General features: G+C 63.1%; 22 protein-coding genes, 1 tRNA gene and 2 pseudogenes. 17 read left to right on the forward strand and 8 right to left on the reverse strand.

Going from position 1 to position 26094, the window contains the following annotated elements; translation table 11 throughout:
* The 4 genes and pseudogenes from HNR60_RS24205 to HNR60_RS16145 form a co-directional block, all read left to right on the forward strand.
* Positions 1-116, forward strand: a pseudogene (locus HNR60_RS24205) (chemotaxis protein CheW); the annotation flags it as partial.
* 69 nt (positions 117-185) lie between these two features.
* Complete coding sequence (locus tag HNR60_RS16135) at positions 186-551, forward strand: response regulator (protein WP_011474650.1); 366 nt, start codon at positions 186-188, stop codon at positions 549-551.
* Positions 552-624: 73 nt separating this feature from the next.
* Positions 625-1794 (forward strand): protein-glutamate methylesterase/protein-glutamine glutaminase, encoded by a 1170-nt coding sequence (locus HNR60_RS16140; protein ID WP_184259289.1) that lies wholly within the window; start codon positions 625-627, stop codon positions 1792-1794.
* Positions 1791-2663 carry a CheR family methyltransferase gene (locus HNR60_RS16145; RefSeq protein ID WP_184259290.1) on the forward strand — a complete coding sequence of 291 codons (873 nt, stop codon included), beginning with the start codon at positions 1791-1793 and terminating at the stop codon, positions 2661-2663. The genes HNR60_RS16140 and HNR60_RS16145 overlap by 4 nt, the downstream gene beginning before the upstream one ends.
* Before the next feature lie 220 nt (positions 2664-2883).
* Here the strand turns inward: HNR60_RS16145 and HNR60_RS16150 are convergent, their stop codons facing one another.
* From HNR60_RS16150 to HNR60_RS16160, 3 genes are all read right to left on the reverse strand, one after another.
* Positions 2884-3261, reverse strand: a complete 378-nt coding sequence (locus HNR60_RS16150; protein ID WP_184259292.1) for a helix-turn-helix domain-containing protein — start codon at positions 3259-3261, stop codon at positions 2884-2886.
* Positions 3262-3274: 13 nt separating this feature from the next.
* The gene (locus HNR60_RS16155) at positions 3275-3577 is read right to left on the reverse strand and encodes a type II toxin-antitoxin system HigB family toxin (RefSeq protein ID WP_184259294.1); all 303 of its coding nucleotides are present in this window, start codon (positions 3575-3577) and stop codon (positions 3275-3277) included.
* 205 nt (positions 3578-3782) lie between these two features.
* A complete protein-coding gene (locus tag HNR60_RS16160; protein ID WP_184259296.1) occupies positions 3783-4934 on the reverse strand; it encodes an AGE family epimerase/isomerase in 1152 nt (383 codons plus the stop codon).
* A gap of 141 nt (positions 4935-5075) precedes the next feature.
* Here HNR60_RS16160 and HNR60_RS16165 point away from each other — a divergent pair, with 141 nt between their 5' ends.
* The 3 genes from HNR60_RS16165 to HNR60_RS16175 all read left to right on the forward strand — a co-directional run bounded on the left by HNR60_RS16165 (position 5076) and on the right by HNR60_RS16175 (position 8710).
* Complete coding sequence (locus HNR60_RS16165; RefSeq protein ID WP_184259298.1) at positions 5076-6575, forward strand: phosphomannomutase/phosphoglucomutase; 1500 nt, start codon at positions 5076-5078, stop codon at positions 6573-6575.
* Positions 6576-6702: 127 nt separating this feature from the next.
* A complete protein-coding gene (locus HNR60_RS16170) occupies positions 6703-7149 on the forward strand; it encodes a GtrA family protein (protein ID WP_184259300.1) in 447 nt (148 codons plus the stop codon).
* Between the two features lie 148 nt (positions 7150-7297).
* The gene (locus HNR60_RS16175; protein ID WP_184259302.1) at positions 7298-8710 is read left to right on the forward strand and encodes a mannose-1-phosphate guanylyltransferase/mannose-6-phosphate isomerase; all 1413 of its coding nucleotides are present in this window, start codon (positions 7298-7300) and stop codon (positions 8708-8710) included.
* Positions 8711-8882: 172 nt separating this feature from the next.
* Here the strand turns inward: HNR60_RS16175 and ctrA are convergent, their stop codons facing one another.
* A complete protein-coding gene (gene ctrA, locus HNR60_RS16180) occupies positions 8883-9584 on the reverse strand; it encodes a response regulator transcription factor CtrA (RefSeq protein WP_011474638.1) in 702 nt (233 codons plus the stop codon).
* 369 nt (positions 9585-9953) lie between these two features.
* Here ctrA and fliI point away from each other — a divergent pair, with 369 nt between their 5' ends.
* The 6 genes from fliI (at position 9954) to HNR60_RS16210 (ending at position 17238) form a co-directional block, all read left to right on the forward strand.
* Positions 9954-11279, forward strand: a complete 1326-nt coding sequence (fliI, locus tag HNR60_RS16185) for a flagellar protein export ATPase FliI (protein ID WP_184259304.1) — start codon at positions 9954-9956, stop codon at positions 11277-11279.
* 109 nt (positions 11280-11388) lie between these two features.
* Positions 11389-11808: a flagellar export protein FliJ gene (gene fliJ / locus HNR60_RS16190; RefSeq protein ID WP_184259306.1), complete on the forward strand. Its 420-nt coding sequence runs from the start codon at positions 11389-11391 to the stop codon at positions 11806-11808.
* A 190-nt stretch (positions 11809-11998) separates the two neighbouring features.
* Complete coding sequence (locus HNR60_RS16195; RefSeq protein ID WP_184259308.1) at positions 11999-13030, forward strand: adenosine deaminase; 1032 nt, start codon at positions 11999-12001, stop codon at positions 13028-13030.
* 189 nt (positions 13031-13219) lie between these two features.
* Positions 13220-15526, forward strand: a complete 2307-nt coding sequence (locus HNR60_RS24350) for a YecA family protein (RefSeq protein ID WP_283810650.1) — start codon at positions 13220-13222, stop codon at positions 15524-15526.
* A gap of 261 nt (positions 15527-15787) precedes the next feature.
* Positions 15788-16336 carry a sigma-70 family RNA polymerase sigma factor gene (locus tag HNR60_RS16205; RefSeq protein ID WP_184259310.1) on the forward strand — a complete coding sequence of 183 codons (549 nt, stop codon included), beginning with the start codon at positions 15788-15790 and terminating at the stop codon, positions 16334-16336.
* Complete coding sequence (locus tag HNR60_RS16210; protein WP_184259420.1) at positions 16336-17238, forward strand: anti-sigma factor; 903 nt, start codon at positions 16336-16338, stop codon at positions 17236-17238. Before HNR60_RS16205 ends, HNR60_RS16210 begins: the two co-directional genes overlap by 1 nt.
* 189 nt (positions 17239-17427) lie before the next feature.
* Here HNR60_RS16210 and HNR60_RS16215 read toward each other — a convergent pair whose 3' ends face one another.
* Complete coding sequence (locus tag HNR60_RS16215; protein WP_184259312.1) at positions 17428-17628, reverse strand: hypothetical protein; 201 nt, start codon at positions 17626-17628, stop codon at positions 17428-17430.
* Between the two features lie 301 nt (positions 17629-17929).
* On the reverse strand, positions 17930-20065 hold the full coding sequence (flhA, locus tag HNR60_RS16220; protein ID WP_210313614.1) for a flagellar biosynthesis protein FlhA: 2136 nt from the start codon (positions 20063-20065) through the stop codon (positions 17930-17932).
* A gap of 281 nt (positions 20066-20346) precedes the next feature.
* On the opposite strand from flhA, the gene HNR60_RS16225 reads away from it, so the two are divergent.
* Together HNR60_RS16225 and HNR60_RS16230 are read left to right on the forward strand one after the other, a co-directional pair.
* Positions 20347-21582 carry an MFS transporter gene (locus HNR60_RS16225; RefSeq protein WP_184259316.1) on the forward strand — a complete coding sequence of 412 codons (1236 nt, stop codon included), beginning with the start codon at positions 20347-20349 and terminating at the stop codon, positions 21580-21582.
* A 209-nt stretch (positions 21583-21791) separates the two neighbouring features.
* Positions 21792-21867, forward strand: a tRNA-Ile gene (locus HNR60_RS16230).
* A 537-nt stretch (positions 21868-22404) separates the two neighbouring features.
* On the opposite strand, the pseudogene HNR60_RS24490 reads toward HNR60_RS16230, so the two are convergent.
* Positions 22405-23493, reverse strand: a pseudogene (locus tag HNR60_RS24490) (recombinase family protein); the annotation flags it as partial.
* Between the two features lie 416 nt (positions 23494-23909).
* On the opposite strand from HNR60_RS24490, the gene HNR60_RS16245 reads away from it, so the two are divergent.
* Positions 23910-24563: a hypothetical protein gene (locus tag HNR60_RS16245; RefSeq protein WP_184259318.1), complete on the forward strand. Its 654-nt coding sequence runs from the start codon at positions 23910-23912 to the stop codon at positions 24561-24563.
* 2 nt (positions 24564-24565) lie between these two features.
* Positions 24566-24811: a hypothetical protein gene (locus HNR60_RS16250; RefSeq protein ID WP_184259320.1), complete on the forward strand. Its 246-nt coding sequence runs from the start codon at positions 24566-24568 to the stop codon at positions 24809-24811.
* A gap of 77 nt (positions 24812-24888) precedes the next feature.
* Here HNR60_RS16250 and HNR60_RS16255 read toward each other — a convergent pair whose 3' ends face one another.
* On the reverse strand, positions 24889-25986 hold the full coding sequence (locus tag HNR60_RS16255) for a hypothetical protein (RefSeq protein WP_184259322.1): 1098 nt from the start codon (positions 25984-25986) through the stop codon (positions 24889-24891).
* Between the last annotated feature and the right edge of the window lie 108 nt (positions 25987-26094).

Here is a 26094-nt window from a genome sequence, read left to right on the forward strand (position 1 = left end):
TCGACCCCCGCATGGCCAAAATGGCCTGCGGCGTCCACCGCCTCAACGGCCAGCTGATGGTCGTCCTCGACGTCGACCGCGTCCTCGAAATCGGTCCCGACCGAATCGCCGCGTAAGTTGCGAGTTGCGTGCCTTGATGAGTTGAAAATGCCCATCCGGGCGCCAGAGAGAACACAGAGGCTGAAATGAAAACATGTTTGGTCGTCGATGATTCAAGCGTTATTCGCAAGGTCGCGCGCCGGATTCTGGAAGGTCTCGATTTTCAGATCGTCGAAGCCGAGGACGGCGAGAAGGCCCTGGAAATCTGCAAGCGCAGCCTGCCCGAAGCGGTGCTGCTCGACTGGAACATGCCGGTGATGGACGGCTACGAATTCCTGCGCAATCTGCGAAGGATGCCGGGCGGCGACCAGCCCAAGGTGGTGTTCTGCACCACCGAGAACGACGTCGCCCACATCGCGCGCGCGCTGCACGCCGGCGCCAACGAGTACATCATGAAGCCGTTCGACAAGGACATCGTGATGGCGAAATTTCACGAAGTCGGCCTGATCTAATCCGGGCGCCGCCGCGGGGCGATCCCCGGCGGCTGCCGCGCTTGCCCTTGTACGTGTTCAGTCTGGTAGTGTCATGAGTATCGCAGTGGCGAGTGCTTCGAGTCCGGACCCGGTGCGGTACGAACCGCTGCGGGTGATGGTGGTTGACGATTCGGTGGTGATCCGCGGACTGATTTCGCGCTGGATCGACGCCGAACCCGACATGGTGGTGGCGGCGTCGCTGCGCACCGGGCTCGACGCGGTCAACCAGGTCGAGCGCGTCAAGCCCGACGTCGCCTTGCTGGATATCGAAATGCCGGAGCTCGACGGCATTTCGGCGCTGCCGCAACTGCTCGCCAAGCAGCGCAACCTGATCATCATCATGGCTTCGACGCTGACCCGCCGCAACGCCGAGATCAGCTTCAAGGCGCTGTCGCTCGGCGCCGCCGACTACATCCCGAAGCCGGAGAGCACCCGCGAAGCCTCCGCCGCCGAAATTTTCCGTCACGACCTGTTGCAAAAGGTGCGTAGCCTCGGCGCCCGGGTCCGCCGCAGAGTGCAGACCGCGCCGGGCGCAGTCGCGGCGCCCGCAGTCGTGCGCGCCCGCGAGCCGGCGCCCTCCATCGTGCCAAGTCACGCGCCCGCGACGCCGTTGCTGCGCCGCGCGCTCGGCCTCACCGCGCCGCGCGTGCTGCTGATCGGCTCCTCGACCGGCGGCCCGCAGGCGCTGATGACGCTGGTCGCCGAGATCGGCCCGGTGATCGACCGCTTCCCGGTCCTGATCACCCAGCACATGCCGCCGACCTTCACCACGATTCTCGCCGAGCATCTCGGCCGCGCCAGCCGCCGTCCCGCCCATGAGGGCATCGACGGCGAGATCATCAAGCCCGGCCAGATCTATCTGGCGCCGGGCGGCAAGCACATGCGGGTGGCGCGGCAGGGCGCCAACACGGTGATCGCGCTCGACGACGGCCCGGCGGTGAATTTCTGCAAGCCCGCGGTCGATCCGTTGTTCATCTCGGCGATCGAGGTCTGGCAAAGCGCCATCATGGCGGTGATCCTGACCGGCATGGGCTCCGACGGCATGCGCGGCGGCAAGGATGTGGTCGCCGCCGGCGGCAGCGTGATCGCCCAGGACGAAGCTTCCAGCGTGGTGTGGGGGATGCCCGGCGCCGCGGCCAATGCGGGGATCTGCGCGGCGATCCTGCCGCTCAACCAGATCGGCCAGAAACTGGTCCGCGTGTTCGCGGGGGACCGCTCGTGACCCCGTTGGATTATGAGTTTCTCTGCAAACTCTTGAAGGAGCGCTCCGGGCTCGATCTGTCGGCCGACAAGCGCTACCTGGTCGAAAGCCGCCTGCTGCCGCTGGCGCGGCGCCACGATCTGCCGGGCATCAGCGAACTGGTGCAAAAAATCCGCGCCGGCGCCGAGGCGATCACCGCCGAAGTGGTCGAGGCGATGACCACCAACGAGACGTTCTTCTTCCGCGACAAGCTGCCGTTCGATCATCTTGGCGAAGAGATTATTCCGGCGCTGCTGCAGGCCCGCGCCGGCCGCCGCGCCTTGCGGATCTGGTGCGCCGCGGGCTCCACCGGCCAGGAGCCGTATTCGATCGCGATGGTGCTGAAGGAGATGGGCGCAGCACTCTCCGGCTGGCGGGTCGAGATCGTCGCCACCGATCTCAACCAGGCGGTGCTGGAGAAGTCGAAGTCCGGGCTGTACAGCCAGTTCGAGGTGCAACGCGGCCTGCCGATCCAGCTGTTGGTGAAGTACTTCAAGCAGACCGGCGAGATGTGGCAGCTCGATCCCGCGATCCGCGCCATGGTGCAGCACCGCCAGCTCAATCTGTTGCACGACTTCTCCCACCTCGGCACGTTCGACGTGGTGTTCTGCCGCAACGTGCTGATCTATTTCGATCAGGACACCAAGATCTCGATCTTCAACCGCATCGCCAAGATGCTGGAGCCCGACGGCTATCTGGCGCTCGGCGCCGCCGAGACGGTGGTGGGGTTGACCGACGCGTTCAAGCCGCACGCCACCCGCCGCGGCATCTATCGGCCGAACGCCGACCGCCGCGCGCCGTCGATCGTGCCGAGCGCGATGCCGGCGCTGAGGCTGGTCGCGGCGAGATAGTACGCGCTGCCCGTTGTCTCAACATCGCGGATCGCGATCGGCGCGAAGCCCGTTTCGAGGATCTGCCACATCCGTGTCCCGGACGTCGAGCAGCGCCATTGCGCTGCGAGGCGAGCCGGGACCGTACCAAAGACAGCATCCGTAACGGCCCCGGATCTGCAGCGCACCACGCCGCAACAGCGGCGCGCTGCGCCGCGTCCGCGGCACGCTCATGTTGGTGTCATGCCGGCTGTTTGGTCGCGCTCGGCCGCACAAGGAGCTCGGCGGGGATTTTCCAGCCCTCACTGATCGCGCGGATCATCTCCACCGTCAGCGCTCGCCGCCGGTTCAGGACCTCGGAGGCGCGCGGCCGCGAGCCGAGCAGTTCTGCAAGTTCAGCCTGGGTGTGCCCGAGGTCTGAAATCGCGAAGTGCAAGAGATCGATCGGATCAGCGGTATCGAGCATCGGCCAGCGGGACTCCTCGTACTTCTCGACCAGGGTCGCAAGGATGTCGAGCTTGTCGCCGTCATCGCTGCCGGCCGGCGCGCCCCACAGCCTTTCGATCTCGGCGAGTGCCGCGGCATGATCGTCGTCGTTTCGGATCGGGCGGATGTTCATGGTGTGCACTCCCTCAGAAACGCGAAACTGTCAGGGCGTTGATCTTGTCGTAGTCGCCGTGGGTGCCGATGAATTTCACGAAAGCGATCTGCCGGCCGAAATCGATGGCGACGATCAGTCGATAGTTTCCGCCGGCGATCTCGAACTTCACGCGTTCGGCGTTGAGGATCGTCGCGCTCGGCGCCGCGCGTCGGACGTCATCCATTGACGCCCAATGCGCGGCCCTGAGCAAAGTTCTCCACCGCATCAGCGGCACCGCGGTCTCCGGATGGCTTTCCGCGTAGGCTGCGAGCGTGCTCCAGGCGATTATCCGCATGGTTAGAGTATGTTCCCATATTGGGAACAAGTCAACCGGCGCTGCGCAAAGCCGTGTCCCGGACGCAGAGCAGCGCCCTGGCGATGCGAGGCGAGCCGGGACCGTTCCAAGCGCAACGTTCCGTAACGGCCCCGGATCTGCAGTGCACCACGCCGCAAGCGCGGCGCGCTGCGCCGCGTCCGGGGCACGCTCTCATCCCATCTATTCAGCGCTCGCCGCCGAACACCCGGTCGGCTTCGGCGACGGCAAACACCACATGGTACAGCGTCGACGCCGGCACGTAGTCCAGCAGCGGCCGGCCGTCGCCGTCGATGCGGTCGATCCAACCGCCGTCGAACGGCCCCGACAGGAAACATATGCGCAAGGCCCGCAGCAGCGCGGTGGCGCGGCTTGTCGCGAGCGCAGGGTCGCGGCCGGATTCGTAATCGCTGGCGACCGCCTTCAGCGCCTCGCAGGTCGCCCAGCAGCGGCGGCTTTCCGCCCGCGCAGGTCCTTCGATCGCAATCGATTCCACGATCGCGCCGCCGCCGCCGATGCCCTCGGCGAACGCCCGCTGCTGCAACTTGCCGATAAGCGCTGCGGTCGGCCGTCCGGTCGCCCGCGAGACGCGGTCGAGCAGCCAGATCCATTCGAAATGGTGGCCCGGCTCGAAAACGGCGTGGGGCAGGTCGGCGATCTGCCAATTGTCGTCGTAGAGTTCGGCGAGTGCGAGGTGGCGGTGCGAGAACAACCGGGTCTCGAACAGCGTGACGATGTCGTCGCAGAGCTGCCGCGCCTCGGCGTCGGCGAAGGCGCCGGCGGCTTCCAGCGCCGCTTCCAACAGATGCATCTGCGGGTTCTGCCGCGAGAAGCCGTCGCGGCGCGGTGCCGCGTCGACCACGCCGAGCCCGGAGCCATGCGCCAGATCGTTGCGCAAGACCGCGATCAGCTGTGCCACGCTCGCCGCATCGACCCGCGGTCCCAACAGCCGGCGCGCCCAGGCCAGAGCGAACAGCAGAAACGCATAGCCGTAGCTGTCGGCGGTGGCGTCGCCGATGCTGCCGTCGGGATCGACCGAGAACGCCCACGGCGCGCGCGGCTGCCCGTTGGCAAATTTCGCCAAGGTGGAGCGCAGCGCGCGGTCGACGAGGTCGCGGCCGTCGAACCAGCCGAGCAGGGTGGCTTGCGAAAACACCGCGATCTGCCGGGCCTGCACCATCAGCCGGCGCGGCACCTCGAGCGGGCGGCCGGAGAAATCGACCCGCTCGACGAACAGATCGAGATCGCGGTCGAAGCCCGGGCCGGACCAGAACGGCAGCGCCGCTTGGGTGATCCAGGCTTTGGCCGACCCGAGTTCGGCTTGGAGGAGGTCCGGCAATGCAATGTCCCGCGCTTCGCCGCTCCTCTTATCGCAAGCCGCCGCCGCGATCCATCGCGGCGATCCGCTGTGGGCTTTTCTCGGTCGGGCACATCCGCTAAGGCTGCCGCCCTGCCGAGATCGTTCCCCGCGAGGCCATCAATGTTTCCGACCCCGAAGCCGCTGCTGCGCCCGAACAGCTACGAATTCGAATCCGAGCCGATGGTGAAGCCGACCGGGTTTCGCGAATATGACGCGCGCTGGCTGTTCGGCTCCGAGATCAACCTGATGGGAGTGCAGGCGCTGGGCATGGGGCTGGGCTGTCTGATCGCCGAACTCGGGCAGCCCCAGGAAATCGTCACCGGGCACGATTTCCGCAGCTATTCGGCGTCGATCAAATACGCGCTGATCTCCGGATTGCAGGCCGCGGGCTGCAAGGTGCACGACATCGGGCTGTGCATGACGCCGATGGCTTACTTCGCGCAGTTCGAGCTCGACGTGCCGTGCGTCGCAATGGTCACCGCCTCGCATAACGACAATGGCTGGACCGGCGTCAAGATGGGCGCCAACCGGCCGCTGACGTTCGGGCCTGACGAGATGACGCGGCTGAAGGAGATCGTGCTGAACGCCGATTTCAACAACAAGGTCGGCGGCTGCTATCATTTCCACGAAAATTTTCCGGCGCGCTACATCGCCGACCTCACCAGGCGGGCGAAGCTGAAGCGCAAATTGAAGGTGGTGGTGGCCTGCGGCAACGGCACCGCCGGCGCGTTTGCGCCGCAGGTGATGCAGGCGATCGGCTGCGAGGTGATCCCGCTCGACACCGAACTCGACTACACCTTCCCGAAATACAATCCGAATCCGGAAGACATGGAGATGCTGCACGCGATCCGCGACGCAGTGCTCGAGCACGACGCCGATCTCGGCTTCGGCTTCGACGGCGACGGCGACCGCTGCGGCGTGGTCGACAACACCGGCGAGGAGATCTTCGCCGACAAGGTCGGCGTGATGCTCGCGCGCGACATGTCGGCGATCACGCCGAACGCGCAGTTTGTGGTCGACGTCAAATCGACCGGGCTTTTCGCGACCGATCCGGTGCTGCAGGCGCACGGCGCCAGGACCGAATATTGGAAGACCGGGCATTCCTACATGAAGCGGCGCACCCATGAATTGCAGGCGCTGGCCGGCTTCGAGAAATCCGGCCATTTCTTCTTCAACGCGCCGCTCGGCCGCGGCTATGACGACGGGCTGATCTCGGCGATCGCGATCTGCGAGATGCTGGACCGCGCGCCGGACAAGTCGATGGCGGATCTGAAAAACGCGCTGCCGAAAACCTGGTCGTCGCCGACGATGTCGCCGCACTGCGCGGATGAGGCCAAATACGGCGTGGTCGCCGCGGTGATCGCGCATTTCGAGGCGGCGCAGACCAACGGCGACAAGGTCGCCGGCCAGCCGATCCGCGATCTCGTCACCGTCAACGGCGTCCGCGTTACCTGCGAGGACGGCAGCTGGGGCCTGGTGCGGGCCTCGTCGAACAAGCCGGAACTGGTGGTGGTGGTCGAAAGCCCGGTGTCGGAGCAGCGGATGCACGACATGTTCGCCGCGATCAACGCCGTGCTCGGCACCCACGCAGAGGTCGGCGCCTACAACCAGACCATCTAGCGGACATCGGCGGAACCGGCCCGCTCTGGCCCGGCCCCGCCATCTGGGTTATCCTTGCGGCGTTCTTCGAATGGGCGTGTGCTCGCGTTCGAGGCGTCACCGCAACCCGTTCGAACCGAGTTCTGCCATGAAGTCATTGCTGGATCGCCTGGTTGCCGCCTGGCATCGCCGCGACATGCGGTTGAAGGCGATCAGCTTCGCGCTGGTCGGCGTGGTCAATACGCTGATCGATCTCGGCGCGTTCCTGGCGTTCTACCATTGGTTCGGGCTGCCGCTGGTGGCCTGCAACGTGCTCGCCTGGGCGATCGCGGTGTCGTTTTCCTACGCCATGAACAGCTTCACGACGTTCGGCCCGGAATCCGGGCACCAGCTTCGGCTGCGCGATTACCTGACCTTCGTGGCGTCCGGGATCGCCGGCGTGATCGCCGCGACCGCGACGCTGCTGCTGCTGTCGCTGTATCTGCCGGTGCTGAGCGCCAAGCTGCTGTCGATCCTGGTCAGCTTCGTGGTGAATTTCTCGCTGTCGCATTTCGTGGTGTTCCGCCGCGCGCGGGACCACGACGTCGCTGGCTAGATTGCCCATCATTCTGAGACATCGATCCCGTTTTCCGACAACATCGCGCTCGAACAAAACGATCAAAAGCCGCGGGCTCTTGCAATGGTTCCGCGGGTGGGACACAAAAGCGGCGGCCTCTGCTCAACCGGAAGGTTAGTTCGATCTGATGCCCAACCTGATCATTCCCCTCATCATGTGCGGTGGCGCCGGGACCCGATTGTGGCCGGCGTCGCGCGAGGTGCGTCCGAAGCAGTTTCTGCCGCTGTTCGGGCCGCGCTCGACGTTCCAGGACACATTGCTGCGGGTGTCCGATGCTTCGCTGTTCGGGCGCGCCATCGTCATCACCAATCTCGCCTACCGCTTCATGGTGCTCGAACAATTGGCTGAGATCGGGCTCGAGGCCGACGTCCTGCTGGAGCCGGCGCGACGGGATTCCGGCCCGGCGATCGCCGCGGGCGCCGCCTTCGCCCAGATCCGCGACCCCGACGCCGTCGTGCTGGCATTGGCGGCCGACCATGTGGTGACCGATAAGCCTGCCTTCGTTGCCGCCTGCCGGGAAGGCTTGGTGGCCGCCGAGGCCGGCAGCATCGTGACCTTTGGTGTGGCGCCGAGCCGCGCCGCCACCGAATACGGCTATATCCGCCCGGGCGACATCGTGGCCGGTGCGGTCCGCGCCGTGCAGAGCTTCGTCGAGAAGCCGGACCAGGCGACCGCGCAGGCCTACGTCCAGGACGGCTATCTGTGGAACAGCGGCAACTTCATGTTCCGCGCCGCCGTGCTGCTCGACGAATATCGTCTGGTCGACGCCGACAGCGTGCAGACCGTCGTCGATGCGGTGAGCAAGGCCGGGCGCGATCTCGGCTTTGTCACGCTCGATCCTTCGTCATTCGCGGCGGCGAAACCGATCTCGATCGACTACGCGGTGATGGAAAAGACCAGCCGCGCCGCGGTGGTGCCGGTGTCCTGCGGCTGGTCCGATGTCGGCTCCTGGCACGCGGTCTGGGAGCTCTCCAGCAAGGACGCGCAGGGCAATGCCGCGCAGGGCCAGGCGGTGTTCGAGGATTCCCGCAACTGCAACGTGGCCACCGACAAGACGCTGGTGGCGCTGGAAGGCGTCGACGATCTCGTGGTGGTGGCGACGCAGGACGCCATCCTGGTGTCGCGGCAGAAGGACCCCAACGGCCTGAAGCGGCTGGTGGCGCGCCTGAAAACCGAAGCGCCGCGGGTCACCGAAGACCATATCAACGTGCACCGGCCGTGGGGCTCCTACCAGTCGCTGGACAATGGCGATCGCCACCAGGTCAAGCGTATCGTGGTGAAGTCCGGCGGCCGGCTGTCGCTGCAACTGCACCACCATCGCTCCGAGCACTGGATCGTGGTGCGCGGCACCGCGCGGGTCACCATCAACGACCTGATCAAGATCGTGCACGAAAACGAGTCGATCTACATCCCGATCGGCGCCACCCACCGGCTGGAAAATCCCGGCAAGATTCCGCTGGAATTGATCGAGGTGCAGACCGGCAGCTATCTCGGCGAGGACGACATCGTCCGCCTCGAGGACGACTACAAGCGGAACTGATCCGTTCTCGTTGGGCTTCCGCAGCGATCCGTCGGCCGCGTCACGGCTTCTGCAGGCAGGCCCCGGGCCGCCCATTCAATGCCCAAACAAAAACCCCGTCCTTGCGGGCGGGGTTTTGTAAATGGCGAGAGCTGAGCCAGCTCTCTTGAAATCGTTGCAGCTTGAAACCGGCTCAGGCCGGGATGCGGGCTTCTTCTTCGTGCGGCTCGCGCAGCACGTAGCCGCGGCCCCACACGGTTTCGATGAAGTTGCGGCCGTCGGAGGCGTTGGCGAGCTTCTTGCGCAGCTTGCAGATGAAGACGTCGATGATCTTCAATTCGGGTTCGTCCATGCCGCCATAGAGATGGTTGAGGAACATTTCCTTGGTCAGCGTGGTGCCCTTGCGGAGCGAGAGCAGCTCCAGCATCTGATATTCCTTGCCGGTCAGATGCACGCGCTGGCCGCCGACTTCGACGGTCTTGGTGTCGAGATTGACGACGAGGTCGCCGGTCTGGATCACCGATTGGGCGTGGCCCTTGGAGCGGCGGACGATGGCATGGATGCGGGCGACCAGCTCGTCCTTGTGGAACGGCTTGGTCATGTAGTCGTCGGCGCCGACGCCGAGACCCTTGACCTTGTCTTCGATGCCGGCGAGGCCGGAAAGAATGAGAATCGGCGTCTTGATCTTGGAGACACGCAGCTGCTTGAGAACGTCGTATCCGGACATGTCCGGCAGGTTCAGATCAAGCAGGATGATGTCGTAATCGTAGAGCTTGCCGAGATCGACGCCTTCTTCCCCGAGATCGGTTGTATAGACATTGAAGCTCTCGGATTTGAGCATCAGTTCGATCGACTGCGCAGTCGCGCTGTCATCTTCAATCAGCAATACGCGCATGCCAGTCCCCTTTAAGCGCCGCAACGGGCGTCAGGCGTCCGCACTACCTGCGGCACTGGAAACGCCTTTGAACAACTGATTCGGATCCTGACGTCATATGGTTAACAAAACCTGATTCGTGTTCGCAAGCTCTATCCGTGCAATTTTTATCGAATCGACGTAAGATCTTGTGAGCAAGCAGTTTTTTGTATCCGTACCAGTTCAAGTTCCACATTAAGAGCCGGGTGTAACCGACTCTCGCGATTCGTCCTTCGTTCTGCCGGACGAGCGCCTTCAGCCAGCCAAAGACAGTGTGCTAATGATTAACGATGCGGGTAAACAGCAGGTTAAGGATCCGGCTGCGATCCGCGGAAACTTAAGGCTTTCGCAATGAAGGCACTGGCGGAGCAGATCGGCGATCTCGACGCCGTCTTGATGTACGGCCGGGTGGTCGGCGTCCGCGGTCTGATGGTGGAGATCGCCGGTCCGATCCACGCCATGTCGGTCGGCGCCCGCATCGTGGTGGAAACTGGTGGCAGCCGGTTCATTCCTTGCGAGGTGATCGGCTTCAACGGCAACAACGCGGTGGTGATGCCGTTCGCCGGGCTGGAAGGCGTGCGCCGCGGCTGCCGCGCGGTGATCGCCAATGCCGCCGCGCAAGTGCGGCCGTCGCCGTCCTGGCTCGGCCGGGTGCTCAATGCGATGGGCGAGCCGATCGACGGCAAGGGGCCGCTCGACCAGGGCACCTCGCCGATGACGTTCCGCAATTCGCCGCCGCCGGCGCATTCCCGCAAACGGGTCGGCGCGCCGCTCGACCTCGGCGTCCGCGCGCTCAACACCTTTCTGACCTGCTGCCGCGGCCAACGGCTCGGCATCTTCGCCGGTTCCGGCGTCGGCAAGTCGGTGCTGCTGTCGATGCTGGCGCGCAACGTCGACGCCGACGTCTCGGTGATCGGTCTGGTCGGCGAACGCGGCCGCGAGGTGCAGGAGTTTCTGCAGGACGACCTCGGCGACGAAGGTCTCGCCCGCTCGGTGGTGGTGGTGGCGACCTCCGACGAGCCGGCCCTGATGCGGCGGCAGGCCGCCTACCTGACGCTGGCGATCGCGGAATATTTCCGCGACGAGGGCAAGGACGTCATGTGCATGATGGATTCGGTGACGCGCTTTGCGATGGCGCAGCGCGAAATCGGGCTGTCGGCCGGCGAGCCGCCGACCGCCAAGGGCTATACGCCGACCGTGTTCACCGAGCTGCCGAAACTGCTGGAACGCGCCGGCCCGGGGCTCAACGAAGGCACCATCACCGGGATCTTCACCGTTCTGGTCGACGGCGACGACCATAACGAGCCGGTCGCCGACGCGGTGCGCGGCATTCTCGACGGTCACATCGTGATGGAGCGCGCGATCGCCGAGCGCGGCCGCTATCCGGCGATCAACATTCTGAAATCGGTGTCGCGCACCATGCCGAAATCCGCCGATCCGGCCTATCTGCCGATGATCCGCCGGGCGCGGCAGATCATGGGCACCTATGCGGACATGGAAGAGCTGATCCGGCTCGGCGCCTATCGCCCCGGCTCCAGCCCCGAAGTTGACGAGGCGATCCGGCTGCACCAGCCGCTCGAGGACTTCCTGCGCCAGGGCAAGGAGGAGGCCACCGCGCTGCATGCGGGTTACGCCCAATTGGAGCAAATCCTCGGCAATTTAGAAACGGAACGCTAACTTTGTCACGCCATCATGCTGAAGAAGCACTTGCGTTGCCGGTGAGGCCCGTTTCGGGAATGCCGGCTCGTCCCGCGTCAGCTTGGGACTTCTGGGGAGTATTCAGTCGATGAAGTCACGCGAAACCCTGATCCGCCTGAAGAAATTTCAGGTCGACGAGAAGCGCCGAAGGGTCGCGCAGATCGAAGGCATGATCGCCGATTTCCAGCGCATGTCGGTCGATCTCGAACGTGAGATCCAGTCCGAACAGGACCGCGCCGGGATCAACGACCCGACGCATTTCGCCTATCCGACCTATGCCAAGGCCGCGATCCAGCGCCGCGAAAATCTGACCCGCTCGGCCGACGAACTGCGCATCCAGCTCGAGGACGCGAGAAGCCAGCTCAACGAAGCCTTCGACGAACTGAAGAAGGTCGAACTGTTGGACGAGCGCGACCAGGCCCGCGAACGCGCCGAGGAAAGCGCCCGCGAACAGGCCGACCTCGACAGCATCGGCCTGATGCGCGCCCGGCTCGGCGTCGTCGCCTGATTGTTTCTCCGGCGCAGCATCGCCGGACGATCGCACTTCGCAGAAACGCAAACCAAGCACCCGGGTCGCAAGGCCCGGGTGTTTGCGTTGGGGGGATGGGAGATGACACGCTTCGCCGTCGCTCATCGAGCGACGGCGAAGCGTGCCCACCCTACGCGTGCTTCGCCCTCGACCGTTCTAAGGACCCCACATGACCGACATCGAATCCTTCATCCGCGGCCTGCCCAAGACGGATCTCCACATGCACATCGAGGGCAGCATCGAGCCGCAGCTGATGCTGGACCTCGCCGCCCGCAATGGCATGAAGCTCCGCTGGGACACCGCCGAGGCGCTACGCGGGGCCTACCAGTTCGATAACCTGCAGTCCTTCCTCGATCTCTACTTCGAGGGTTGTAAGGTGCTGGTCACCGAGGGCGACTTCCGCGACGTGACCCGCGCCTACCTGCGCCGGGCCCATGAGGACGGCGTGGTCCGCGCCGAACTCTTCATCGGCCCGCAGAGCTTCATTGAACGTGGCACTCCACTCGAGGCGCTGATGTCCGGCGTGCTCGGCGCGATGCAGGAGGCTCGCCGCGAGCACGGACTAAGCGTCGGCCTGATGATCAGCGTCCACCGCCACCGCACCGAGGCGGACGCGATGGTCATGCTGGATCAGATCATGCCCTGGAAAGACCAGATCATCGCCATCGGCATGGGCGGCGCCGAGATCGGCAACCCGCCCGCCAAGTTCGCCCGCTTCTTCAAAGCTGCCCGCGACCGCGGCTTCCGCACCACCGTCCATGCCGGGGAGGAAGGCCCCGCCGCCTACGTGCGTGAGGCGCTGGACCTGCTGCAGGTCGATCGCATCGACCACGGCAACGCCTGCCTCGCCGATCCCGATCTGGTACGAGAACTGGCCATGCGACGTATCCCGCTGACCGTCTGTCCGCTCTCCAATCTGCGGCTGCAGGGGGTGACGGAGATGGCGCGGCATCCGCTGAAGACCATGATGGCGCAGGGCCTGCACGTCACCGTCAACTCCGACGACCCGCCTTACTTCGGCGGCTACGTGACCGAGAACCTGTTGGCCTGCCGCGACGCTCTCGACCTGTCGCTGCAAGAGATCGTCCGCCTCGTCCGCAACGGGCTGGAGGCCGCCTTCGTGACCACGGAGGAGCGCGAAATGCTGCTCGGACAGTTGGATGACTATCTTGCACGGCATGCCGGGGCATCAATGTCGTAGCAGCGGTGGCGTAGGGTGGGCAAAGCGCGCGACGTCGCTGGAAGAGCGACGGCGAAGCGTGCCCACCATCATGGCGTGAAGCGGCGTCGCGATTGAGACGAGGTGGGCACGGCGCCGGGAGCGGCTTTGCCCACCCTACGCTTGCTGTCGCTAGCGGCCCAAAGTACAGTTCAGAGCTGGATTTAAGAGATGACGTCTTTTGTGCAAAGACTTGGCGCTGAGTTCGTCGGTTCTTGTATCCTGCCCATCTACCAGACATCCCCAAATCGTTTTTCATTGGTTCCTAGCATGGTCCCCTTGCCGCCTACGTCCGCGCCTCGCCTCGAGCACGACATCTTTAATGATCTCGTCTCATTGTGTTCAAGCGCCGGCTACATCCACGCAATCGCTCATTTTTGCTTTCGAGATCACGTTGTCGGCTTCGGCGACGAGCTACAGGGGGAGGATTACGCGAAGCTGTTCTCCTTCGATCGGCTCATCCGTACTGAAATCGCGACGCTCATCGGCTTGATGCTAAGAGCTCCTCGCGACATTACGCTGCCGGACCAGAAGCTGCTTGCGCAGTACATTGAACGCACAGAAGCGCTCCTTAAGGAAATGCATGCAGCGTTGAATGAGCTCGGTAAGGCGACACTGACGGCGGCGATGGCTGATCCGACGAGATCAGCCAATCCTTTTACTAGTGCGGCGATGCTGCGCGAGCCAATCTTCTATGGCGCGGAATCTGCTTATACGTCCCAGTACCGCGATCTGTCTGTACTGAAGTATGGCCGAGATGATGCTTGGTTGACGAAGAACAAGGGATTCTCCGTTGCGGAAGCCAAGAGAGTGGTGGCTGCAATCTGTGATTTCCTCAATGAAAACATGGTTACGACGCTCAAGAACCTAAAGGGGGTGCCGCCCACGCAGCGGACGATGCTTGGTGGCTTCGAATTTTCGGTCGCGGACATCGTGACCAAATCCGGCCTGAGTGTCGACAAGGTCAACGCAGTGGTCACTGCCTTCAGTTTTCCTGATAACGGCAACCCCACCTTCACCGCGCTTCATGAGTTTAATGCTGCCAACGCCTTTCCTATCCTCAAGGGAGAGGACCAGAAGTACATCCTTTTTCTCTATGCAAGTCTGACCGAAGCGCTCTACGAAACGCCGTTCTACTGGATGGGCGCCGATGAAGCTTATGAGGCGACGGCGATGGCAAATCGCGGTCTCTTTGCCGAGGAATTTGTGGCTGATCGGATGACCAAGGTATTCGGAGTCGCCAATGTCTTTCGGAACGTTGACTTGTGGGAGACGAAGGCACGCAAGAAGACGATCAGCGAGATTGACACCCTCGTGCTTTTCGGAGATCGCGCCATTGCGGTGCAGGCGAAGTCGAAGAAGCTGACGCTAGCGGCACGCAAAGGAAACGATCTTCAGTTGCAGGCTGACTTCAAGGGCGCGGTGCAGGACGCCTGCGACCAGGCAATGCTATGCAGCGAGAATCTGCTCAATAGGTCTGCGACCTTCACTGATGCCACCGGAAACGAAATTGCTATTCCTTCAGTTAAACAGGTTTACCCTATCTGCGTGGGCACGGACCATTATCCCGCTTTAAGTTTTCAAGCGCGACAGTTCCTTGAGTTTAAGGCAACGGATTTCATCAATGCGCCGCTCGTCTGCGACGTATTTTTCATCGATGTCGTGACCGAATTTCTCGACACGCCCTTGCGTTTTCTGAGTTATCTCGAATTGCGTGCGCGAGCTGGCGAAAACATCTTGCTCTCTCACGAGACTACGGCGCTTGGCTACCATCTTAAAGGCAATCTGTGGCTCAACGAAAATGACCTCCTTTTGCTGGGAGATGATCTTGGCGTTGATGTCGACATTGCGATGGCTGCTCGCCGCGATGGTGTGCCAGGCGAAAAAGTACCACATGGTATTTTGACGGCCCTCAAAGGAACCGCGGTTGGCCGCATCATCGAACAAATCGAGCGACGGTCGGAAGCTGGTGCCATCGGTGTCGGTCTCGAATTGCTCAAGTTGAGTGGAGAAAGTGCCGATAATCTAAGCCGTGGAATTGATGCGATCGTTGCTACGGCCGCAAAAGACGGCAAGCCTCATGATATCACCGTTGCGAGCTCCAAAGCCGCAAGTGGGCTCACCGTTCATTGCAACAGACTGGCCGAGAGCGTTGCTGGCCCAAAGCTTCGATGGCACTGCGAACTGCGCAAATACAGTGTGAAGGCGACGAAGTGGGCTGGGCTAGTCGTAGAGCCGGGGACCGGGGCTTTACGTTTTGCGGGCCTAATAGATTTCCCGTGGAAAAAGGACGCCGAGATGGACGCCGCTACGGCACATATGGCTCCCCCGCAGCCGATCAAGGCCCTGCAGGCATTCATAAGACGCGGTAGGATAAAGCGACCGAAGCCGGGCCGCAATGATCAGTGCCCATGCGGTAGCGGCAAGAAATACAAGAGGTGTCATCTGTCCATGGGCGGGTGGCCACCGGCTGGATGATCCAGGCGGTCCGAGCCGAGCGTCTGAAATCGGGTACGGTGATCGGCGTTTCCTGCAAGCCTGCGCTCTCGGCGCGCCGAATATGTCTTGGCGGTGCTCAGCGGAAGGCCGCCGCCCAAGCCCCGGGGCTCTGCAACTCCGCCTATCCACACCCCTTCTCCCCCGATGGTTGGTGGATGCCAGGGTCGCAGTTTATGATAAGAAGCGGCGCCGCCGATCGGCGTGCAGAGGGCGATGGGGTATCGCCGTGGGGGACGTTGAATGCTGACGCCGGCTGAGTTGGTCTGGCTGCTTGCCGCTGTGTCCAAGGGCGACGAACTCGCCTTCGAGCGGCTCTATGCGGCGACGCGCGCGAAACTGTTCGGCGTGGTGCTGCGTATCTTGCGGCGTCAGGACCTCGCGGAAGAGGTCATTCAGGAAGCCTACGTCAAGATCTGGAACAGCGCCGGGCAGTTCAACCCCGCCGTCGCGTCCCCCATCACCTGGATGGTCTCGATCGCGCGCAACCGGGCGATCGACGTGGTGCGCAAGCGCGGCGAGGTCTCGATCGAGGAGGAGCCGGCGGCGCTGGATGTGGCGGCCGATACGCCGGATCCGTTGGCGCGCCGCGAGATGACCGAGGAGTTGACGCGGCTGTTGGAATGCGTCGGCCGGCTGGAGCCGGACCGGCAGAAGCTGGTGCTATTGGCCTATTACAACGGCTGGAGCCGGGACCAATTGGCGGCGAAGTTCGAGACGCCGGTGAACACGGTGAAGACCTGGCTGCGCCGCAGCCTGTTGGACGTCCGCGAGTGTCTGGGATTGGCATGATGGAGTACAGCGAAGACCATATCGCGCTCGCAGCGGAATACGCGCTGGGCACCCTCGATGCCGAGGAGCGCGCCCAGGTGCAGTCGATGATGGCGGTGGACAAGGACTTCGCCGCGATGGTCGAGGCCTGGGAGCGCCGGCTCGGCGCGCTCAACCAGATGGTCGACGCGGTCGAGCCGCCGGCGGAATTGTGGGATCGCATCAAGCTGGCCGCCGGCCTGTCCGGCGCGCAGCAGGCGTTGCAAATTCCGCCGTTGCCGATGGCGGCCACCGCGGCGCCGGCGCACGCCGAACCGGCGGCCGCGACGGCTGAACCGCCGGCCCCCACCGGGCTCAGCCCGGAATCCAAGCGCGTGGTGCATTTCGCCTTCCGCGCCAAGATGTGGCAGTGGGGCGCGATGGGCGTCGGCGCGATCGCGGCCTCGCTGTTCGCGATCATCGTCGCGCAACTGGCCTATCCGGACATCCTGCCGAACGAGTTGCGGCCCGCGGTCCGCACCCAGGTGGTGCAGGTCGCAGGCCCGCCGCCGCCGATCCCGGCGCAATACGTTGCCTTGCTGCAGAAGGACGCCAATTCGCCGGCGTTCATTCTCACGGTGAATGCCGCGACCAAAGACTTCACCGTGCGCAAGGTCGGCGCCGAGCAGGAGCCCGGCAAGAGCTACGAATTGTGGCTGGTGTCCGACAAATTGCAGCGGCCGCGCTCGCTCGGCGTGATCGGCGGCGACGAGTTCACCATCCGCGCGGCGCTCGCGGCGTTCGACAGCGACACCGTCAACAAGGCGACCTATGCGGTGACCGTGGAGCCGGAGGGCGGCTCGCCGACCGGCGTCGCCACCGGGCCGATCGTGTTCACCGGCAAGCTGATCGAGACCGTGCCGCCGGCCGCGCCGGCCCATTAGGCTGCCTGAAGTTTGCCGCAAGATTTTTTGAGGTGGTTTTCGCTTGCTGGACTCAAAAGAAAACGCCCGTGGGGCGCGGGCGTTTTCCGTCTGAGGTCCACTTGGGGGAGTGGATTTTCCTAGACATCACACGGCGCCTGGGGCTGGAAAGCTCCGCGTGAATTCCAAAAACTCCAATAAGATCAATCCTTAGCGAACCACCGAGGTGCCCGAACTGGTCACCGTCACCGGCTGCCCGGCCTTGATCACGCGCGCGGTCTGGCTGTACGATTCATCCGAATTGACGCGCGCCGAGATGCCAAATCCCGCCACCGCGATGCCGGCCACAAGCGCGACCACCACGATCTTCAGATGAGTGGTCCGATCGGCGCTGTAAATCGAATGATTCATGTGAGCCTCCTGCGTCTTCTCCGCCTTTCCGATGTGTCTTGGCCATCAAAAGGTCGGTTCAACGTCTCGCGGTAGAAACGTAAGATTCCTGCGTTTCGTTCCGAAGAGGCAATCACAAGGCGGTGAAAACTGTTGATCGGCCGCGATCGGGCGGCGTAGCCGACGCGCCGTCACCGTAAATTATCTCATCGATTCAATGGATTGATTTGATCCGACCGCCGCCCCCTGGACGGGGCGGCGACCAGGGTCAAGCCGGCGTTTGCGGCGAAAGCGCTTGGCTGTGGCGGAAATGCCGCGCCGCTTACACGCTGCCGACGGTCTTCAGCCGGGCGCGCGGATGGATTTCCGCCTGCGACAGCACCGTGGTCTGCGCCCGGAAGCGCTCGACCAGCGAGCGCACGAACGGCCGGATCGACGCCGAAGTGACCAGCACCGGGGACTCGCCCTCGCGCGCGGCTTGCTCGAACTTGTCGCGCACCACGGTCATGAACTCCGAGAGTTTCGACGGCTGCATCGCCAGGCTGCGATCCTCGCCCTGGCCGATGATGGATTCGGCGAACGCCTGCTCCCACTTCGCCGACAGCGCGATCAGCGGCAGATAGCCGTTGTACGAGGTGTTCTGCGCGCAGATCTGCCGCGCCAGCCGGGCGCGGACGTGCTCGACGATGGTCGACGGGTTGCGCGAGATGCCGAGCGCATCGGCGATGCCTTCGAGAATGGTCGAGAGGTCGCGGATCGAGATCCGCTCCGCCAACAGCAGCTGCAGCACGCGCTGGATGCCCGACACGGTGATCTGTCCCGGCACGATGTCCTTGACCAGTTCGCCCTGTTCTTTCGGAAGTTCCTTCAACAGCTTCTGGGTTTCGCCATAGGACAACAGGTCGGACATGTTGTTCTTCAACAGCTCGGTCAGATGGGTCGAGAGCACGGTGGCGGCGTCGACCACGGTGTAGCCCTTCATCGTCGCCTCTTCCTTGAGGCTGGCGTCGACCCAGGTCGCCGGCAGCCCGAAGGTCGGCTCGGTGGTGTGGATGCCGGGCACCGCGACCTGGTTGCCGGCGGGATCCATGACCATGTACTGGTTCGGCCAGATCCGGCCGGTGCCGGCGTCGACCTCCTTGATCTTGATGACGTAGCTGTTGGCCTCGAGCTGCACGTTGTCGAGGATCCGCACCGACGGCATCACGAAACCCATCTCCACCGCCAGCGAGCGGCGCAGCGCCTTGATCTGCTCGGTGAGGCGATCGGTGCCGTCCGGGCCGTTGACCAGCGGCAGCAGCGCGTAGCCGAGTTCGATCTTGAGGTCGTCGATCTTCAGCGATGCCTGGATCGGCTCTTCCTCCGCGGCGCTGGCGGCTGCGGCCGCCACGGCGGGCGCGCTGGCTTCGCGTTCTTCGGCGACTTTGGTAGCGCGGTTGCGCTTGCCGGCCGACACCGCGAGCCACGCCGCGCCGCCGCCGAGCATCAGGAACGGCAGCATCGGAATGCCGGGCAGCGTCGCCAGCACCAGCATCACGCCGGCCGACATGCCGAGCGCCTGCGGATAGCCGGACAATTGCTTCATCAGAGCCTTGTCGGCGGCGCCGGAGACGCCGGCCTTCGACACCAACAGGCCGGCCGCGGTCGAGACGATCAGCGCCGGCACCTGGGTGACCAGGCCGTCGCCGACGGTCAATAGCGTGTAGGTGCGCGCGGCTTCGCTGAAGGAGAGGCCCTGCTGGGCGACGCCGATGATGATGCCGCCGATGACGTTGATGAACACCACCAAGAGGCCGGCGACGGCGTCGCCGCGGACGAATTTGGAGGCGCCGTCCATCGCACCGAAGAAGCCGCTTTCGTCTTCGAGGTCCTTGCGTCGTGCCTTGGCGGTCTTTTCGTCAATCAAGCCGGCCGACAGATCGGCGTCGATCGCCATCTGCTTGCCGGGCATCGAATCCAATTGGAAGCGCGCGGCGACTTCGGCGATACGGCCCGAACCCTTGGTGATGACCACGAAATTCACGATCACCAGGATCGCGAACACGATGATGCCGATGACGAAATTGCCGCCCATCACGAAATTGCCGAACGCCTCGATGACGTGGCCGGCGGCGGCGGTGCCTTCATGGCCGTGCGACAGGATCAGCCGTGTCGACGCCATGTTGAGCGACAGCCGCAACATCGTGGAAATCAGCAGGATGGTCGGAAACGAGGAGAATTCCAGCGGCGCCTGGATGAACAGCGCGGTCATCAGGATCAGGATCGACAGCGTGATCGAGATCGCCAGAAACAGGTCGAGCACGATCGCCGGCAGCGGCATGATCAGCACGACCAGGATGGTCAAGACGCCGAACGCCAGTGCCAGATCGCCGCGCTTCAGCATGGTGCCGAGTTCGCCGAGGCTCGGGATCTGCATCCCCTTGGCGCCGCCGCCCTGACCCGCCGCTACATCCGACATCGTTGCCGCTTCCCCCCGCGATTGTCGCCCGCGGGTGCCAAACGCCTGCGCGACGGCCGAAGGGCCGCCGCCTTGAAGGTGAGGCACCGCACCAGCGTCCACGGGCAACCCCGGATCACGCGACCGACGACACTCAGTTCACTAGGCAATTTTTGCCCTGTGCATGGTTAGGAAAGGGTTAACGTTGGTCGCGTCGGCTGTGGTTCTGGGGGGCCCTGGTCGGCCTGCGGACTTTTGCGAACGTCTCTTGACGCCCGCTGGCAGGGCAGGGAAGTTGCAGCGTGGAAACGCCTTCAAAAAGAGCCGGACACCCGGCGAAATTCGCCCCCGATTCACGCCAAGCCTGGATCAGGTTGGCCGTTGCGCTGGCGATCGGCTCGATCGGCAGCGTCGGCATGTGGTCGGTGGTGGTGGTGCTGCCGGTGGTGCAGGCCGAATACCACACCAGCCGGGGCGCCGCGTCGCTCGCCTTCACCTTGGCAATGCTGGGATTTGGGCTCGGCGGCGTGCTGACCGGCAAGCTGACCGACCGCTTCGGCATCGTGCCGGCGATCGGTCTTGGCATCCTCGCGTTAGGGCTGGGCTATCTCGGGGCAGGGCTCTCCACCAGCCTGTGGCAATTCGTGCTGTTGCATCTGGTGATCGGGGTGGGCGCCTCGGCGACCTTCGGGCCGTTGATGGCGGAAGCCTCGCACTGGTTCGAGCGTTACCGCGGTCTCGCGGTCGCGATCGCCGCCAGCGGCAACTATATCGCCGGCACGATCTGGCCGCCGCTGGTGAACTGGGGCACCCAATCGTTCGGCTGGCGGCCGACCCATATCGCCATCGGGCTGTTCTGCGTGCTGACGATGACCGCGCTGACATGGCTGCTGCGGGCGCGGATGGGGCGGCACGAGGCGCACCGCCACCTCAACGCGCCGCCGCCGCGGATCGATCTGCGGTTGCCGACCAACACGCTGACGGCGCTGCTCTGCGTCGCCAGCGTCGCCTGCTGCGTGGCGATGGCGATGCCGCAGGTGCATATCGTCGCGTATTGCGGCGACCTCGGCTATGGGCCTGCGCGCGGCGCCGAGATGCTGTCGCTGATGCTCGGCTTCGGCATTATCAGCCGGATCGGCTCCGGCTTCCTCGCCGACAAGATCGGCGGCATCCGCACTTTGCTGCTCGGCTCGGTGGCGCAGGGCTTTGCGCTGCTGTTCTACCTGTTCTTCGACAGCCTCGGCTCGCTGTACGTCATCTCGGCGATGTTCGGCCTGTTCCAGGGCGGCATCGTGCCGAGTTACGCGATCATCGTGCGCGAGGCGATGCCGGCGCGCGAGGCCGCCACCCGGGTCGGCTTGGTGATCCTCGCCTCGGTGGTCGGGATGTCGCTGGGCGGCTGGATCTCCGGCGCGATCTTCGACGCCACCGGCTCCTACGCCGCCGCCTTCCTCAACGGCATGGGCTGGAATGCGCTCAATGTCTCGATCATGGTGGCGTTGCTGCTGCGGGCGCGGCAGAGGTCCGCGCTGGCCTGAGCGGACAGGCTCGGTGGCCTGAGCGCGAACGCCGGAGGGTCCAAAGCCGTAGGGCCTGGCGAAACGAACGCCGAGCGCCGCGCAGGCCCGTTGACGCGCGGGCCGCTCAATCGCACGCGGCCCGCGGGCCGCTCAGTCGCACGTGGCAATTGCCGCGACCGGATGGGCATTGTAAGGGGTATCGGCACCGTCGGCCGCGCCGCCCACGGGGGCCTGTAGCTCAATGGTTAGAGCCGACCGCTCATAACGGTCTGGTTGCAGGTTCGAGTCCTGCCGGGCCCACCATATTGGATGCGGAGGCGAATTTACGCCTCCGCACCCGCCACCCGGACTTGGTGCGGAGCCAATTGTAGCAATCATTTCAAACGGTTGCCGAAACTCTACCGTTAGCTGCCCATTCTTCCACGAGCAGTTCGATAGTGCGAAATTCATGAGCCGTCTTTTGCCGTTTTGTTCGGTTTCTTTAAATGTCGAGGCGGCTTCGTTAACGAGACGAAGCAAAGAGATTCCGTCTTCGAGATACGAGCCATCAGCGGTTTTGTGAAAGTGAATCTCCCGCAGATAGTCGTCTTGTTCCTCACGCCACTTCGCAGCCGTCAGATCAAAGAACGCAGCGTCGATTCGTCCGTCCAGCTTGTCGACATACATCGCCTGCAAACGGCCCTGGATGCGGTCGTACTCGGCTTGCAGTCGAGCGACTGCCGCAGCGTGCTCTTTCGTGTGATCCACGGTCACTATGCGAAGTGCATCCGTAAGCCAGCTTAGGAGCCTGTCCCCTAGGCGCAGCCGCCCCATGGCTAATGAAAGCTCTTCGGCAATCACCTCTTCCCGAACGTAGCGCTCGTTACATTTTCCCTTGAAGCCGGTGCAGTGATAGTAGACGTAGCGGCCCTTTTTCAGCTCGGCGACCATCGCACATCCGCAATGACCGCACTTGATAATGCCGGAGAACGTAAAGTCGTGCTTTGAGCGACGAATTCTTCTTTCATTTCGGCTTTCGAGCATCTCTTGCACGCGTATCCATAGTTCGTGCGAGACAAGCGGCTGATGGGTTCCTTTGTAGACGTGGCCCGTCCACACAAACTCTCCCATGTAAATCGGATTGTGAAGAATGTGGGCTATCGCGCTCCGACCGATAGGACCCCCACTCAACCGATTGACGAGCCCGGCGGCTTTCGCTCGATCGGCCAGTTCCAACAATGAGAGATCGCCGGCGGCGTACCAGCCGAACATTTGCGAGACTATCGGACCAAGCACCGGATCAATCTCGATAACGCGTTTCCCGTGAGGGCCTGCAACGTTGAGATATCCGAGGGGAGCTGAGGAAGGCCAAATACCTTGCTCTGCCTTTTCCTGCATGCCCTTGCGGGCTTCCTCGGAGAGATTGTCGATGTAGTTTTTGGCCATCAGCACGCGGATTCCGTGCATGAACTTGGCCGATGAGGACGACCCGCGCGACAACACTTCCCCCTCTTTCGGAAAGTGGAGGTCGACGTCCAACTCGCTAAGCGTAACCCAGTCCTTGATGTTGCGGTAAAGACGATCAGTCTTTTCGACGAGGATCGCCCGAACGTCCGGGTGTGCCTTGAGGTAGCGCACCATCGCTACGAAGTTTGTGCGCCCGGCCACCTTTGCCGTTTCCACATCAACGAACTCCTGGACGATATTTAATCCCTCGCTCGCCGCATAGTTGCGCAGAAGCTTTTGTTGGGCTGGTATCGAGAACCCCTCATTGTCCTGTTCTTTTGAGGACACGCGGGCGTACGCCACCGCCTTAGTGGTTACGGGTACTTCTCGGCGTTTCTGGCGTTTGCGGTCCACGGCAAATTCTCGGGGCAATCTAGTCCCCCTGAGTCTGCTGGGCTTGCGACTCCAGTTCAACAGAATTCTTCGCGCCAAGGCAATGTGCATCACCAGAAAGAGCAGCGCGCCGTTTCGCCTCTGATAATTCGCGTAACACCGTGAAAAACCCCGTCATGTTCTCGATGATCTCACGCGCGTCTTCCCGCGTTAACGGTCGGGTCGTAAGCGGCTGCCAAACGGAGATTGTCTCATCGAGGAAGTCATCCCCAAAGAGGTCTGGCCGAGGTCGAAACGGCAGTGGATGTGCCCCATCCCGCCGCCGACTAGGTTGCCGCTTGTCGAGCTTGTCGCTTTTCGAAGGCATCGTTGCTCCGCCAGAGGGACGGATGGGTTCCTTTGTGCGCCACCCCTGTCATTCGTTATTATCGCAAATGGTGCTTGCCTCGCCAGTGTCATTCGTTATAATAACAAATGATGAAATCGAACGGAGCATAAGGCGCGCAATGGCGACCCCTGGACAACTGATGGAAGTAGTCGGCGAGTGTCTCGGGATGTCCGTGGCAAGCGTCGTGGGGTACGACCGCTATCTGGCCGATGCGGGGCTTCGGACGAAGGGCGGGCGAGGCAAAAGCGCTGTGCAAGTTACAGCCCGGGACGCCGCACATCTCCTCGTGGCCATATTAGGCGGCGGGCAGGTCAAGGACGCTGTAGCGACGGTTCAGCGCTATGCGCAAACAGTGCCTCATTCAGAAACCTCAAGTAAACGAGGGTTCAAGCCACTGCGGTTTGATGAATTGGCGTCTCTTCCGGACAGCCACAGCTTCATTGATGCCTTGGAGGCAATCATCACAGCCGCCACCAATGGATCTTTGCGGGCAGCGGCCCAGTCACAGCAGAAGGGCCGTGCCGAACCAGCAGCGAAGGCTCCGCTCATCGAACTCGCGGCCCTGACGCCCGGTACCGTAGGCAATGTGCGGGTGTCCGACGGCCACGGAAAGAGTGCCGAAATCCGGTACGCGCTCTTGAATCCATTTTCTTCGAACTCAAAGGCATCACGGAAGGAGATGACAGCATGGCAATCACGCATCAAAGTTCGAACCCAAAGCGATCTGGAGCAGTTTCGGAAAGTGTCCGAACGGACGGTATGGGCGATCGGCCGCGCGCTGGCGGCCTCCTAAGCATGACCGTTGCGGAGCTGCGGGCGCTTCTCGACGAGAGCTCCAGCCGCAACGACGAATGGCTGGGTGACGCCGCTCAGATCGCGGACTTCATCTGGGGGAAACCCGAATTGCGCACCCGGATATACGGGATGGTTCGCAAGAACACGGACGCACCCTTGATTAAATTGAACAATGGCCCAATCACCGCGCGTAAGTCAGCGATTGTCGCGTGGATTCTGGAAAAAGAGAAACGAAAGACGAAATAGACGACCATTCCAATGAATCGACGCCCTGTTCCAATTAGTCTTCTTGAGCCGGGTCGCAGGTAGGGTAGCGGACGCCTTCAGATGAATCCGCGCTGCGGCGACCAGTGGCGTGCATCCGGCGCGGGAGATCGTGGCAGCCTGCTGAGCAATGCCAACCCATCCCGAAACTGTGCAACAGGATAACGCGCGTCTTCGTCACGATATCCTCGGTCCAGGTCCGGCGAAAATCCAAATGGTTCGATGTCCGGTAAATCGAGCGCCAAAGGAACCTGGTCCCTGCCGCCGCGTATCATGGCCGATAAGGCGAGAAGGAAAGACTTGGCCGCCCATTCGTCCATCGCAAAGACGTTAGCCAAACCACCCCGCAGCCGATGTCGCCACCGTTCGAATTCCTCCCATGGCCATGGCACACGCGGAAATTCCAGTTCTTCGAAGAGAAAACGTGAGCGGGCATAGGGAAAGAAGTGCTCTGCAGCGGCCAGAAACCGGCGGCCCGAAACCTCGATGGTGAAGAAGGTTGTCACGTAATCTTCGGCGGGTTGATCGCCAGTTCCACGCAGCCAATCGATCCAAGCCACGACTTGCGTTGCCCCCATCAGCAGGAAATTCGACCGATGCGCTGCCAGTGCAAGTGAGGTCGGAACAGCGCCGGCGCCTCGCGGCTCCGCTTGAGGGGCCAGAGGGTTTGGCTTTCCTTTGTCCTTGGAAATTCTCGTCTCCGCGACATGAAGATAGGTGTCGAGGCTCGACGGGTTCGAGCCAAACGCGACCGAATACCCATGGATCACGTCGCCATGCTCGCAAGTAGTTGCGATATGAGGCTTTACCTGTCGCACGTACTTGTGGCGAGCCTCGCCGCTCATCCGGGTACCGTTGACGCTTTGCGCAAACGAGCCGTGCGCCTCTGCCAAAACGACACCATGTGCGGCAACCGCGCCACCGCCATAAATGAAGTCCGCGTGGGAGATGGTGGGGCTCAGCACAGACGAAGCGTTGTCACGCCATGTGTAGCCGAGAGCACACATTACTATATCGGTTATGCCCGCGCCCGCGCGCCCAGCAAACGCAGTTCGCTCCGCGTCAGCCAGCGCCGTGATGAATTGTGTGAGCGAGAAGGCGACCCCATCGGCCACCAAGAATTCGATCTCGACGAGTGCGCTGCGCGCCCAATGCACAAGCAGCTCGTTTGGCGCGGTTCTCAATGTGACGGTGCGTGCGATTGATGCAGCTAACGCGATCGGCAGAAACCGAAGGCTCCTCGCTATCGTAGGTGCCACGAACCC

Source organism: Rhodopseudomonas rhenobacensis (assembly GCF_014203125.1).
Classification (GTDB): Bacteria; Pseudomonadota; Alphaproteobacteria; order Rhizobiales; family Xanthobacteraceae; genus Rhodopseudomonas_A; species Rhodopseudomonas_A rhenobacensis.

What these genes read in the sequence shown, in the direction of transcription:
- ctrA (WP_011474638.1), bottom strand. Translation starts at nt 9,584, where the DNA reads ATGCGCGTATTGCTGATTGAAGATGACAGCGCGACTGCGCAGTCGATC.
- HNR60_RS16245 (WP_184259318.1), top strand. Translation starts at nt 23,910, where the DNA reads ATGGAAGTAGTCGGCGAGTGTCTCGGGATGTCCGTGGCAAGCGTCGTG.
- HNR60_RS24350 (WP_283810650.1), top strand. Translation starts at nt 13,220, where the DNA reads ATGACGTCTTTTGTGCAAAGACTTGGCGCTGAGTTCGTCGGTTCTTGT.
- HNR60_RS16135 (WP_011474650.1), top strand. Translation starts at nt 186, where the DNA reads ATGAAAACATGTTTGGTCGTCGATGATTCAAGCGTTATTCGCAAGGTC.
- fliI (WP_184259304.1), top strand. Translation starts at nt 9,954, where the DNA reads ATGAAGGCACTGGCGGAGCAGATCGGCGATCTCGACGCCGTCTTGATG.
- HNR60_RS16155 (WP_184259294.1), bottom strand. Translation starts at nt 3,577, where the DNA reads ATGCGGATAATCGCCTGGAGCACGCTCGCAGCCTACGCGGAAAGCCAT.
- HNR60_RS16140 (WP_184259289.1), top strand. Translation starts at nt 625, where the DNA reads ATGAGTATCGCAGTGGCGAGTGCTTCGAGTCCGGACCCGGTGCGGTAC.
- HNR60_RS16210 (WP_184259420.1), top strand. Translation starts at nt 16,336, where the DNA reads ATGGAGTACAGCGAAGACCATATCGCGCTCGCAGCGGAATACGCGCTG.
- HNR60_RS16175 (WP_184259302.1), top strand. Translation starts at nt 7,298, where the DNA reads ATGCCCAACCTGATCATTCCCCTCATCATGTGCGGTGGCGCCGGGACC.
- HNR60_RS16195 (WP_184259308.1), top strand. Translation starts at nt 11,999, where the DNA reads ATGACCGACATCGAATCCTTCATCCGCGGCCTGCCCAAGACGGATCTC.
- HNR60_RS16165 (WP_184259298.1), top strand. Translation starts at nt 5,076, where the DNA reads ATGTTTCCGACCCCGAAGCCGCTGCTGCGCCCGAACAGCTACGAATTC.
- HNR60_RS16215 (WP_184259312.1), bottom strand. Translation starts at nt 17,628, where the DNA reads ATGAATCATTCGATTTACAGCGCCGATCGGACCACTCATCTGAAGATC.
- HNR60_RS16150 (WP_184259292.1), bottom strand. Translation starts at nt 3,261, where the DNA reads ATGAACATCCGCCCGATCCGAAACGACGACGATCATGCCGCGGCACTC.
- flhA (WP_210313614.1), bottom strand. Translation starts at nt 20,065, where the DNA reads ATGTCGGATGTAGCGGCGGGTCAGGGCGGCGGCGCCAAGGGGATGCAG.
- HNR60_RS16250 (WP_184259320.1), top strand. Translation starts at nt 24,566, where the DNA reads ATGACCGTTGCGGAGCTGCGGGCGCTTCTCGACGAGAGCTCCAGCCGC.
- fliJ (WP_184259306.1), top strand. Translation starts at nt 11,389, where the DNA reads ATGAAGTCACGCGAAACCCTGATCCGCCTGAAGAAATTTCAGGTCGAC.
- HNR60_RS16205 (WP_184259310.1), top strand. Translation starts at nt 15,788, where the DNA reads ATGCTGACGCCGGCTGAGTTGGTCTGGCTGCTTGCCGCTGTGTCCAAG.
- HNR60_RS16170 (WP_184259300.1), top strand. Translation starts at nt 6,703, where the DNA reads ATGAAGTCATTGCTGGATCGCCTGGTTGCCGCCTGGCATCGCCGCGAC.